This is a genomic window from Metabacillus halosaccharovorans, from assembly GCF_002019635.1.
GTDB lineage: Bacteria > Bacillota > Bacilli > Bacillales > Bacillaceae > Metabacillus > Metabacillus halosaccharovorans.
Genome location: NZ_KV917371.1, coordinates 2,689,334 through 2,701,455, shown reverse-complemented (window position 1 = coordinate 2,701,455; position 12,122 = coordinate 2,689,334). Strand labels below are relative to the sequence as shown.

Genomic DNA, 12,122 nt, shown 5'->3' with positions numbered 1-12,122 from the left:
TTCAAAGATCATTTTGTTTGTCGTTCCTTCAGAAGCGACTTTATCAATATAACATGTTGCAAACAATTAAGTCAACATGTTTTTTTATCAATCGAAAGTAACTGAATGCCTTTCGGATGACTTTCACTACTATACCAGCTACACACCATATAGTCAACAATAAATTTCACAAACAAAAAAAGGAAGCAAATGCTCCCTTCTTACTCTCTTTTAAGCTAAGAATACAAAATATAGAATAAAGATAACAAACAATCCGTACATAACAGGATGGATTTCTTTCGCTTTACCCTTCATCATCATTGTGATTGGATAGAAGATAAAACCAACAGCGATCCCTGTTGCAATGCTGTATGCTAACGGCATTGTAATAATAGTTAAAAATGCCGGTACTGCAATTTCAAATCGATTCCAATCAATCTGACCAAGCGATGCTACCATTAATGCTCCAACAATAATCAATGCTGGTGCAGTTACTGCAGATGTAATAACTCCTAGTAACGGAGAGAAAAACAAAGCTAATAAGAATAAGATAGCTGTTACAACAGAGGCAAAACCTGATCGTGCCCCTGCAGCAACCCCTGCAGAAGATTCAACATATGATGTAGTCGTAGATGTACCTAAGATAGAACCTACAACCGTAGCAGCTGAGTCAGCGAACAACGCTTTCCCTGCTCTTGGTAATTTATTATCTTTCATTAGTCCTGCTTGGTTCGCAACCCCAACTAATGTTCCAGCAGTATCAAAGAAATCCACGAATAGGAAAGTTAAAATAACAACAAGCATTTGTATTGTAAAGATCTGATCTAAATTTATAAATGCCTGTCCAAAGGTCGGTGCTAAGCTTGGTATTGCCCCAACCACCTTATCTGGTACAGCAATTTGGCTTGTAGCCATTCCAACGATAGCTGTAATAAGCATTCCGTAAAATATACCGCCCTTTACTCCACGAACCATTAATATAACTGTTACAAAAATACCAAATATCGCAAGTAATGTTTGAGGATTTGTAAAATCACCGAGGCTAACTAATGTAGCATCATTATTAACGATAATCCCCGCGTTCTGAAAACCAACAAATGTTATAAACAAACCAATCCCAGCACTTACAGCAAACTTTAATTCAGCCGGAATAGAATTAATAATTTTTTCACGTAATCCCGTTAGGGTTAGAAGAATAAAAATAACACCTGACACTAAAACCCCTGATAATGCCGTTTGCCAAGGTACTCCCATTGTCAATACAACTGTAAAAGAGAAAAATGCATTTAGCCCCATACCCGGTGCTAAAGCGATAGGATACTTCGCTATGAGACCCATTAACAACGACCCGACTGCTGCTGCTATTGCTGTAGCTGTAAAGATCGCTCCTGTGTCCATTCTCATAGCATCTGGCAAATCCGGAATAGATGTCATTGCCAATGTGTTCGGATTAACAAATAAAATATAAGCCATAGATAAGAACGTTGTTAAACCACCAATAAATTCACGTCGATAATTTGTACCTAATTCATCAAACTGAAAAAACTTTTTCATAAATAGGTATTCCTCCTCAGTATTAGTTTATTAGCACACACGACTATTTTCCTCATTAATATCCAAATAAAAAAGCGCCCAACATTACGTGAGCGCTTGACTAAAAAAATATTAATGGCAGGTTTGATCGAACCATGCTATTAATACCTCGTAGTCAAGCCATTTACGGTAGCTTGGTAGAAACTTTCGAGCCATATCCTCGACATTATACGACGTATTCCGACTTATTTAATTCTAACTTTATTTTATCAGCACACCTTATGTTCGTCAATAAAAAAACGAACATTATTTTAAATAATGTTCGTTTTGTTCGTATTTTACTCCCACTCAATTGTTGCAGGTGGTTTGCTGGTAATATCATACACCACACGATTAATGTGTTTAACCTCATTTACAATTCTTGTTGAAATAACCTCTAATACATCCCATGGAATTCTGGCCCAATCAGATGTCATTCCATCAATTGATGTTACAGCTCTAATCCCGATTGTGTAATCATATGTTCTTGCATCACCCATTACACCAACACTTCGAATGTCAGGTAATACCGTAAAGTACTGCCAGATGTCACGATCAAGTCCTGCCTTTTTGACCTCTTCACGTAAGATATAGTCTGATTCACGAACAATCTCAAGTTTTTCTTCAGTGATTTCTCCAAGCACACGTATTCCTAATCCCGGACCTGGGAACGGCTGTCTCCACACAATTTCATCCGGAATACCAAGCTCTGTTCCAAGAGCACGAACTTCATCTTTAAATAAAGTATTTAACGGCTCAATTAGTTGGAATTCCATATCCTCCGGCAGACCGCCTACGTTGTGATGGGATTTAATTGTTTGAGCTGTAGCTGTACCACTTTCAATAATATCTGTATAAAGAGTACCTTGAGCTAAAAATTCAATACCTTGCAATTTAGCTGACTCGTCATCAAAAACATAGATAAACTCGTTACCAATGATTTTACGTTTTTGCTCAGGATCTGATACACCTTTTAGTTTATCTAAGAAACGATCCTTCGCATCCACTTTAATAACATTCATGTTGAAGCCTTCACTAAAGGTCTTCATTACACTTTCCGCTTCATTTTTACGCAGTAAGCCATGGTCAACGAAGATACATGTTAATTGATCACCAATTGCCTTATGAATTAAAACTGCTACAACAGATGAATCAACTCCACCACTTAATGCACATAAAACTTTCTTATTTCCTACCTTTTGCTTCAGCTTGTCCGTTTCCATTTCAATAAAGTTTTCCATTGACCAGTTACCTGCACTGCCGCAAATATTGAAAACAAAGTTCTTAAGTAATTCATTTCCGAATTCAGAATGACGAACCTCAGGGTGGAATTGAACACCATAAAACTTACGATCTTCATTACTCATTGCTGCAAATGGGCAAGAAGTGCTGGTAGCATCCACATGGAATCCTTCCGGAATTTCTTGCACTAAATCACCATGGCTCATCCAAACAACCTGCTGCTCAGGCAACTCTGTAAAAAGAGCCGGTTTCCCATGCACATCTATTGTCGCTTTTCCGTATTCACGGTGATCTGCAGGAACAACCTTACCACCAAGTTTATGTGTCATAAGCTGCATTCCATAACAAATACCAAGTACAGGAATACCTAAATCAAAGATTTTCTCATCACAATCAAATGCATTTTCTCCATACACACTATTAGGTCCACCAGAAAGAATGATTCCCTTTGGATTCATTTGTTTAATTTCTTCTGCTGAAAGAGTGTGGGGATGTAACTCACTATACACTCCAAATTCACGGATACGTCTTGTGATTAACTGATTGTACTGACTTCCGAAGTCTAAAACTACTACCATTTCATGAATGTTTGCCACCATCGTCACCTCATCGTATATTTCATGCACTTATTAGTATGCTAAAAAGACCATAGTATCCATACAAAAGGTTCATAACCCAGGAAATACACCTATCCATCGTCTAAATAGCAAAAAACTAGAATCCACCTTCATCATGGACAATACATCCATTTATATTACATCTTTAAGATGCAATAATTGAAGAAGGCAGAATTCTAGTTACATTACGAACTTATTCTGCCTTCATAGTCGGGAGATTTATGGTTACCCGGTAGAGACTCTCGATCCATATTATCGAGGATATATGAAGGTCTATTAATTTTTTAATTCTATCAATCTCACATGCACTTGGTCAAGATGATGTCCTTTTAATTAAATTTTCCCACAATTCAACTGAATTTCTCCATTCATCTTTAGCATTATCCTGTCTATACAATGCCTTTTCATAGTTTTTGGTTAATGCCGTCATATGAACCATTTGAAAATAGTCATCAATGTAACGAGCATATTCTCTTAAAGTTTGACCTTCTTTTCGTTTAATCCCTCGTCTTTCATACTGTTTTAACAGGGATTCGTAAGCTTGGAAAAACACATCATCATCTGATCGATTCTTATATTTCATTATAATCAATCCTGGCAGCCACTTCATTCTTGTTCGATAGACGATAAAGATCAATAAAGCTCCCATAATTAATAATATATACAAGCCCATACTACCTAAACGAAAATCACCCATGTTTAAACCGGAGCTGTTCGTTGAGGATGCAGATTCTTCCTCTTCCACTTCCTCAGGCTTTTCGGGAGTTTGTTTAGGATCTTTTTCTTCTTCTAAAACTTCTTCAGGTTCTTCTTTATCCTCATTTTCTGTTACATCCCTATAATCATTCGTTAACGTATAAGGATTAACGAAACCTTTTGTTGGTTCAAATGGTACCCAGCCAACACCATCAAAGTATATTTCCACCCAAGAATGAGCATTATTGTTTGTCACAACATATTCTCTTTCACTATTCTCTGCCGTACTTACAAACTCACCTTCTGTATATCCCTTCACCCATCGTGCAGGGATATCGACGGATCTTAATAAAACAATCATCGACGTTGAGAAATTATCACAATAGCCTTTAAATGTCTCAAATAAAAATTGATCTACATAATCCTGTTCAGCACTAGGAACAGGTATCTCTTCTTTATCATAGGTATATTCAGCACTACCTAAATAATCTTCTATCGCCTTCGCTTTATCAAACTGATTGTCCTTTGATTCTGTAATAGATACCGCAAGCTCCCGCACACGCTCTGGTAGAGATTCGGGTAATTGTGTATACCTTTCGTTAAAACCTTCTGGGACATCTTCAAAAGTTTGTGCTTTCTTCATCTCATTTAATGGATATAACGGGAGATCATATGTCACGTCATAGGATAGGAAATCTTCCCTGGAACCCTCATCATCCTGAAATGGGGATATCATTTCCGAGTTCCGATTAAGAAATAGCGGGAACTCCGATTCAGTTTTAACAGATGTTAATCCAAGAGGATAGATCACATGTAGATAACGATATTCTTGATTAATCGTAATACTGGATTCAAGACTTTTTGTCTCTACTCTATCATCAAACCAGCTTAGCTCATCAGGAATGGAACTAATTTCTTCCTGTACTGCTTCAGGATCAGAAGCTTGCCAACCCTTACCCGTGTATACATCTTTTGTTTCCACTCTCCAGTAATGCCTGTCTGTAGATGTATGTCTAAATACTTCAGTATCATCACTAACAAACGATCCTCCCAATGATTCATCATTCGGGCTATACCCAATCCTTTTCGTATCTCCTCCACCTTCATCTTGTTGCCCGACTGCTGTTATAAAAGGAACAGGATCAGGCCATTGCGGTGAAGCTTTAGGTGCTAGAATTGCAAGTATCATTGAAAAGACAATAAAAGCAAAAAGAGGCATAATCCAACGTAAAGAAGTGATTCGTTTCACTTTAAGATTTTCAAGCTTCTTTAATCGGTCAAAATAAAGCAGACCCAGCATAAAAAAACCAATTAACACGATTCTAACAATGGCATAGGTAGCATCATATGGTGTAAATGTGTCTAATACCGTAATATAAACGAGAGTTAACACAAAGAAAAATAAAATTCTCTTCTGATATAAGATCCAGTAATGAATTAAGTAGACCAAGAGCCAAAGTAGGATAAAGAATAGTAATGTCCGGAAACTTGACGTCATTCCCATCCAATCTGCACTTGGAATAAGAGAGAAATTGAAGCCAATATCCCGCATTAAGTCACTTATCCATAGAAAGCTGAAAAATACTCCTTCAAAATACAATCCATGCAGCATAAACATAATGATGAATATCTTCACTGGAAAGGAAATATACCATTTCGTATGAAAAAACGTCATGAGAAAGCTGACACCAATAAAAAACACGAATATAAATGTATTTCCTGTATCGGTAAATGCATTTAGAGGTTTCAGCCATTCCCATAACAAAATAAACGCAAACACATAGTATAAAAGAGCAACAGATTTCCCCTCAAAACTATTAGATACCTTCATGGGCTGCTCACCTCTTTATGGTTTTGATCCTTCACAATATGAAGCTGAATTTGACGTTGAGCCAGCCTCTCAACTAACACACTTTCCTCTTTGGTGAGATTTTCATTTCTATCTTTTACAAGGTATAAGATAAACATTCGTTGCTGTCCTGACAACAACTCCAATTTTCTGGTTAGATCAAGGGTAAGATTTGATGTAACGATAATGCTGGTAGATTGCTTTACCTCTGTATTCAATCTATTTTCCTCTAAGATAGTAGCAAAGGAGGTTTTACTATCACAATCAACCTTGGCTAAATGATAGAATAAATTCCTTCTATGTTGTTCATCCAATTGCATTGGAAAAACGTGTGATTGTTCTCCAACCGAAACAAACCCTACTCTCGCTCCGCTTTTGGTAATAGCTTGGATCAAAGAGGCAGCATAAGATACAGCAGTTTCAAATAATGGAGACGGGGTACGGTCAAAAAAGATAACCAAATCATGGCTTTGCATTTGTTCGAACTCTTTTGTCATAATTGAATCTCTTCTAGCTGTCGCCTTCCAATCAATCCATGCGAACTTGTCACCCGGTTGATATTCCCTGACTCCTACTGCCATTGTTGAATCCTGCCAATATTTTGTTAAGCTTGATGCCGCCCCCTGTTCATATTGTTTTTGATTTGAATGATAGACAAGGTCAACAGTCGAAGGATACACTAAGAAATAATTTTCCACTTCTACTGTTATTTCTTTTTCAATCAACCCAAAAAGATCACCTGTTCTGAGTCGAATTGATCTAAAATGATGTTCACCACGCGACATTTCAAGAAGAGCATAGCTAAATGACAATGATTTTTTAAACCAAGGGAAAAAGAGTCTTTTAGGCTCTTCCAACCTTTTCACTCCCAATAGCTTTTCAGTTAATTCATCTTCAACAAGTAAGTAAAATAGCGGGAAAGGAAATGATCGCTTAATTGTAATAGTGCCAATTAATCGCTGGCCGACCGAAAATTGATCCTGATTAATTCGTCTCGTAACCCGGATCGAACGAATAGGATAAATCATTAATAATAGGGAGTAAATAGCAAAGGGCAGAAAGCTGTAAAATAAAAACCAGCTTACAAACCCACCTTGAAACATCGCATAACTAAATGCAATCAACGTAAAAAACAAGAGAGAAACAACCTTCCAGCCAGCCTTTAAATTCTTTAGGAAATAACTCATTTACTTACTCATTGCCCTTTGCACTGGTACAGGCGTTTTTGAAATAATTTCCTTCACAATATCATCAGCACTTTTCCCTTCAAACTTGGCTTCCGATCTCAAAATAATCCTGTGAGCTAATGTAAAAGGAGCTAAATACTGAATATCATCAGGAATAATATAATCACGCCCCATAATAAACGCATACGCTTGAGCAGCCTTCATTAGGGCAATAGAAGCACGTGGACTGGCACCTAAATAAACAGATGGGTGCAACCTTGATTTTGATGTCAAATCGATAATATAATTTTTAATCGTCCCATCAACATAGACAAATTGCATTTCATTTTGAAGTTCTACCAGCTCTTCTTTTGTAATCACACTATCAATTTTATGAATAGGTCTCTCTCTTTCAGCTAAGGTTAATACCTCTAATTCTTCAGCCTTCGTTGGGTAACCCATTCTAAGCTTAAATAGAAAACGGTCTAACTGGGCTTCCGGCAATGGATATGTTCCTTCATAATCAACTGGATTTTGAGTCGCCATTACAAAAAACGGTTTAGTAAGAACTCTGGTTACACCGTCTACTGTAATACTTCCTTCCTCCATTCCTTCAAGAAGTGCTGATTGAGTCTTTGGAGAGGTACGGTTAATTTCGTCCGCTAATATAATATTCCCAAAAATAGGACCTTCCCGAAATTCAAACTTTAATTCCTTTGGATTATAAATCGACACCCCTGTTACATCTGAAGGCAATAAATCCGGTGTAAACTGTATTCTTTTGAATTCAGCACCTATTGATTTAGAAAGCGCACGAACCATCATGGTTTTTCCAACACCAGGAACATCCTCTAATAGAACATGTCCATTTGCCAGAATGGCCACCAGACTCAAAATGCTTACATCTCTTTTACCAACCATAACATTTTCTATATTTTGAATAACTCGACCGAGTTTTGGATGCATTTCTTCAATTTGAGACATCATTTTCCTCCTACGGTGAAATTCTATCTATCTTCTATTATAGTATTCTTTAGAAACGAAGCGAAACCCTTTTGCATTTAGTAATATGTACTAGATATTACACAAAAAAAGTGTCCCATTGAACTAATCAACTAAGACACTAATAATAAGAAGGTTTATCCTGGGCACATCATTCCAATTCGACTGGCATAGGAAATGTTAACGTAATAACAGTCCCTTCACCGACCCGTGAACTTACATGAATATCACCGTTATGCAGTTTTACAATTTCCTTCGCAATACTCATGCCAAGCCCTGCCCCATCCACTTTCTCCTCGGTATTTGTTCCACGATAATAACGGTCAAATAGTTTTTCCTTCATCTCTTCTTCCATTCCAACCCCATTGTCCTTAATCTTTATTTCTATTGAATCTGGATTCTTCCCTCTTTTAATAATAAGCGTAATGCTTGTATTTGTCGGGTTATGCTTTATAGCGTTCATTATCAGGTTATCAAAGATTCGTTCGAACCACTTTCTGGAAATAGTTAATTGTACATGATCCACTTCTTCAACTAGTGAGAGATTTACTCCCATCAGTGTACGATCTTCCTTATACTTTGAAACAATATCTTGAAGAAATATGTTTATATTAACCTCTTCCTTTGACACCTCTAAAGCATTATTTTTCAGTTGGAACGCAAGAGAGAAATCCTCAACAAGTTCGAGCATATATTCTCCCTTTTCGCGAATGACCTTGCCCATATCTTTAATCTCAAGCCTAGACCATTCATATTTTTCACTTTCTAATAAATGCCCATATCCTTGTACAGTTGATAAGGGAGTTCGTAAGTCGTGCGAGATCCCCGTCATCCACTCTTCCCTTGTTTGGTCAAGACGTTTCCTTTCTTTCTCCGCTGAGCTTAACCTTTCTGCCATACTATAAAAAGCTTGAAAAACCTCCTGGTACAAACGATACCTCGTCCTTACCTTCCCACTTTTCCGAAAGATTCTTTTCCTTTCTCTTTCAGTTAGAACTTCTTGATATTGTCCTTGTTCCATTCTCCCAAGCCAACTAGTAAAGATCACGATCGGACGTCCATATCGAAAACCGTGCCAAACAGCAATACTAATTGTAATCACCAAAACAATGATTGCCACCACAATAAACGCGATTAACAGATTTCGGAAAAACGTTGGATTGGAATATTCCTTTGTTAACTTATTTTTCGAATGTAAAACCCATGTGAAATTTGATTTTTCATCGGAGATTACAGATATCTTTGTTGGATACATACCTTGATCTATTCTTCTTGATAAGATTTCAAGAGGTTTATATTCCTGGATTTCAAGCATACTACCAAACTTTTGTATAATTTCACCATTAGCATCAACAATATGTAATGTTTCATCCTCTTTTAGGAGTTCGTTGTTAACATTTTCTATATAACTGCTTTCAATTTCTCCATATTGGCTATACTTGTTCATAAGAGCTATTAGATGTTCATAGGAAGGATCTTTGTATCCTAACAAATAATAATAGGGGTCAGAAAATGTATACGTATCAATTTCAGTATAAACATGATAATCTCTAAAGCGATTTTCCTCATCAATTTTTAATAACTCATTAAATAAGTATGATTTTGGAACATTTGCCGGAGTATTGCTTGAAGCAATTTCATTTCCATCTTCATTGATAATTTGAAACCACATTTCTTGCTTTTTCAATTCCTCGTTCCAGCCTTTACTAATCGTTGCTTCACCATCTACAATATTAATCTCAGTAGCAAGTGAACTTAATGCACCTGCAGGAAAACTGCGCTTCATATCTTCATTTGCAATAAACCAAAATAACAATATAACAAGTCCTACAACTATCACGCTTAACAGCAAAGCTATGGTAAAGTATTGGATTAAAAAGTGAAATGTTAATCTTCTCTTTACGGCTCTCACATTTCTCTCTCCTTGACGAGCTTATATCCCAGACCTCTCACTGTTTTTAAGTATTTTGGATTGCTTGGGTCTACTTCAATTTTTTCCCTTAACTTATGAATGTGGACAGTTACTGTGTTATCATCTACGTATCTTTCAAATCCCCAAACAGTTTCTAATAACTTTTGTTTAGAAATAACAATATTCGGATTTTGACAGAAATAGATTAACAGATAAAATACCTGTGCCGGACACTGCACTACTTTTCCGTCTACAAGTAATTCCCCTGCATCAACATCAACACAAAACCTTCCAAAATCAAATCGATTGGTGTTTTTCTTTATATTTTTGTACATTCTTTTAGGCAACTCTCTCCTTCTTAGAGTCGCTTTAATTCGAGCTGCAATCTCAAGAGGATTAAAAGGTTTAGTTACATAATCATCTCCCCCAATCGCAAATCCGGTCAGTACATCTAAATCTGATACCTTCGCTGTTAAAAACAAAATATAAGCATCAGATGTCTCCCTGATTTTCGGACATATATCAAAGCCGGATAAGTCCGGCAGCATCACATCAAGTACAATAAAATCTATCGGATAATTTTGAATGATCCTTAACGCATCATGTGCTGTGTATGCAGTATAAATATTCGTAAATCCTTCTTTTTCTAACACCATTTCAACCATTTTCACAATTGATGTTTCGTCATCAACCAATAATATATTTGCTTCTTGCATCAAATCTCACCTCAGGAATGATCGTAACATACAAACATTACCAAAACATTAATTTCCCTTTTTTAAAATTAAGTATCTGTTAATCTTCTCTTTTCGTTGAGTTAAGGCTGTATAGATATTCTAAAAGTACAAATCAACAAAAGGAGATTTATTATGAAGACTACTGCACATAACAGAATTGACATGATTGACGCAATGCGAGGTGCTAGTTTGTTTGGAATCTTACTAGCAAATATGCTTATTTTCCAATACGGGATATGGGGAAAAGATGAGATTAACTTTTACTCTCTTTCACAAGCTAATCATACAGCCTATCATGTTATAAAAATTGCCATTGAGGGGAGCTTTATGCCAATCTTCACCTTCTTATTCGGCTATTCAATGGTTAAAATGAAAGAAAAATTGGAAGGCAAAGCCCTTAAATATAAACGCTACTTTGTCAGGAGATTTCTTGCACTTTTACTACTAGGTATTTTGCATGGTACATATTTATGGGAGGGAGATATTTTAACATTTTACGGAATGATGGGTTTCTTTTTGTTACTTTTCTTAAATCGAAAAAGTAACACCATTCTCATCTGGGCAGTCATATTACTTTGTTTGACATCCTTATTAGGCTATGGAGGTTATGAAGAAACGAAGAAGGAACAAGAGCAGATGGAAACCTATGTGAGAGATACAATCGAAATTTACAGCACAGGAACTTATTCGGAAATCAAAGAACACCGTAACAATGAGATACCATTAGACATATCAGATGGATTATTTCTCTTCATTCTTGCCCTGGCTCCATTAATCTCGGCACCACTATTCTTACTAGGAATTTATAGCGCTAAAATAGGGTTATTTACCATGCCCCAATTAGAAAAAAAGCAATACAAACTTGGCTCGGTGTTAATACCTGTTGGTTTGGCATTAAAAAGTTGTTCACTCTTTTTCCCTGATTTCAATTGGTCAGAGGTCTTCAATTTCATAGGAGCAAATTTATTATCAATTGGTTACATCTTTTTATTTGCTTTTCTTTTTACCCTGTCAAAAGAGGGAATCATTAAAAGGGCATTCATAAGTGTCGGAAAGCTTTCTCTAACAAATTACCTTATGCAAACAATCATTTGTACGACAATTTATTATGGATATGGCTTTGGATATTTCGGAAGTTCCTCTGTGCTTAAAGGCATTACCCTTGCAATAGGTATATTTATGATTCAAATGATTTCGAGTACATTCTATCTTAGACTAGCTAAACAGGGTCCTATCGAGAGGTTTTTAAGAATTGTTACAAATTTCTCTATAAAAGGCCCCAAAAGCAATAAACAAACAGTATCTATGTAGTTTTATTATGAAAGTGGATAGGCAGAATATGCTCATATG

Annotated in this window: 8 protein-coding genes and 2 riboswitches; of the genes, 1 reads left to right on the top strand and 7 read right to left on the bottom strand. The window is 36.4% G+C overall.

Annotation, left to right across the window (positions count from 1 at the left end; translation table 11 throughout):
• Positions 1-210 precede the first annotated feature (210 nt).
• The 7 genes from BK577_RS13120 to BK577_RS13090 all read right to left on the bottom strand — a co-directional run bounded on the left by BK577_RS13120 (position 211) and on the right by BK577_RS13090 (position 10,751).
• On the bottom strand, positions 211-1,533 hold the full coding sequence (locus BK577_RS13120; RefSeq protein ID WP_078433207.1) for an NCS2 family permease: 1,323 nt from the start codon (positions 1,531-1,533) through the stop codon (positions 211-213).
• 131 nt (positions 1,534-1,664) lie between these two features.
• Positions 1,665-1,766: riboswitch (purine riboswitch) on the bottom strand.
• An 84-nt stretch (positions 1,767-1,850) separates the two neighbouring features.
• Positions 1,851-3,392, bottom strand: coding sequence for a glutamine-hydrolyzing GMP synthase (gene guaA / locus BK577_RS13115; RefSeq protein ID WP_078433206.1), 1,542 nt, complete (start codon positions 3,390-3,392; stop codon positions 1,851-1,853).
• 205 nt (positions 3,393-3,597) lie between these two features.
• A riboswitch (purine riboswitch) is annotated at positions 3,598-3,699 on the bottom strand.
• A gap of 24 nt (positions 3,700-3,723) precedes the next feature.
• A complete protein-coding gene (locus BK577_RS13110) occupies positions 3,724-5,937 on the bottom strand; it encodes a transglutaminase TgpA family protein (RefSeq protein ID WP_078433205.1) in 2,214 nt (737 codons plus the stop codon).
• Positions 5,934-7,142 carry a DUF58 domain-containing protein gene (locus BK577_RS13105; RefSeq protein WP_078433204.1) on the bottom strand — a complete coding sequence of 403 codons (1,209 nt, stop codon included), beginning with the start codon at positions 7,140-7,142 and terminating at the stop codon, positions 5,934-5,936. The genes BK577_RS13110 and BK577_RS13105 overlap by 4 nt, the downstream gene beginning before the upstream one ends.
• Entirely contained in the window at positions 7,143-8,105 is a 963-nt protein-coding gene (locus tag BK577_RS13100) for an AAA family ATPase (protein WP_078433203.1), read from the bottom strand. It lies immediately after the preceding gene.
• Between the two features lie 169 nt (positions 8,106-8,274).
• Positions 8,275-10,035, bottom strand: a complete 1,761-nt coding sequence (locus BK577_RS13095; protein ID WP_078433202.1) for a sensor histidine kinase — start codon at positions 10,033-10,035, stop codon at positions 8,275-8,277.
• Positions 10,032-10,751, bottom strand: a complete 720-nt coding sequence (locus tag BK577_RS13090) for a response regulator transcription factor (RefSeq protein WP_078433201.1) — start codon at positions 10,749-10,751, stop codon at positions 10,032-10,034. The genes BK577_RS13095 and BK577_RS13090 overlap by 4 nt, the downstream gene beginning before the upstream one ends.
• A gap of 153 nt (positions 10,752-10,904) precedes the next feature.
• On the opposite strand from BK577_RS13090, the gene BK577_RS13085 reads away from it, so the two are divergent.
• Positions 10,905-12,083: a DUF418 domain-containing protein gene (locus BK577_RS13085; RefSeq protein ID WP_078433200.1), complete on the top strand. Its 1,179-nt coding sequence runs from the start codon at positions 10,905-10,907 to the stop codon at positions 12,081-12,083.
• Positions 12,084-12,122: the final 39 nt, after the last annotated feature.

What these genes read in the sequence shown, in the direction of transcription:
- BK577_RS13120 (WP_078433207.1), bottom strand. Translation starts at nt 1,533, where the DNA reads ATGAAAAAGTTTTTTCAGTTTGATGAATTAGGTACAAATTATCGACGT.
- guaA (WP_078433206.1), bottom strand. Translation starts at nt 3,392, where the DNA reads ATGGTGGCAAACATTCATGAAATGGTAGTAGTTTTAGACTTCGGAAGT.
- BK577_RS13110 (WP_078433205.1), bottom strand. Translation starts at nt 5,937, where the DNA reads ATGAAGGTATCTAATAGTTTTGAGGGGAAATCTGTTGCTCTTTTATAC.
- BK577_RS13105 (WP_078433204.1), bottom strand. Translation starts at nt 7,142, where the DNA reads ATGAGTTATTTCCTAAAGAATTTAAAGGCTGGCTGGAAGGTTGTTTCT.
- BK577_RS13100 (WP_078433203.1), bottom strand. Translation starts at nt 8,105, where the DNA reads ATGTCTCAAATTGAAGAAATGCATCCAAAACTCGGTCGAGTTATTCAA.
- BK577_RS13090 (WP_078433201.1), bottom strand. Translation starts at nt 10,751, where the DNA reads ATGCAAGAAGCAAATATATTATTGGTTGATGACGAAACATCAATTGTG.
- BK577_RS13085 (WP_078433200.1), top strand. Translation starts at nt 10,905, where the DNA reads ATGAAGACTACTGCACATAACAGAATTGACATGATTGACGCAATGCGA.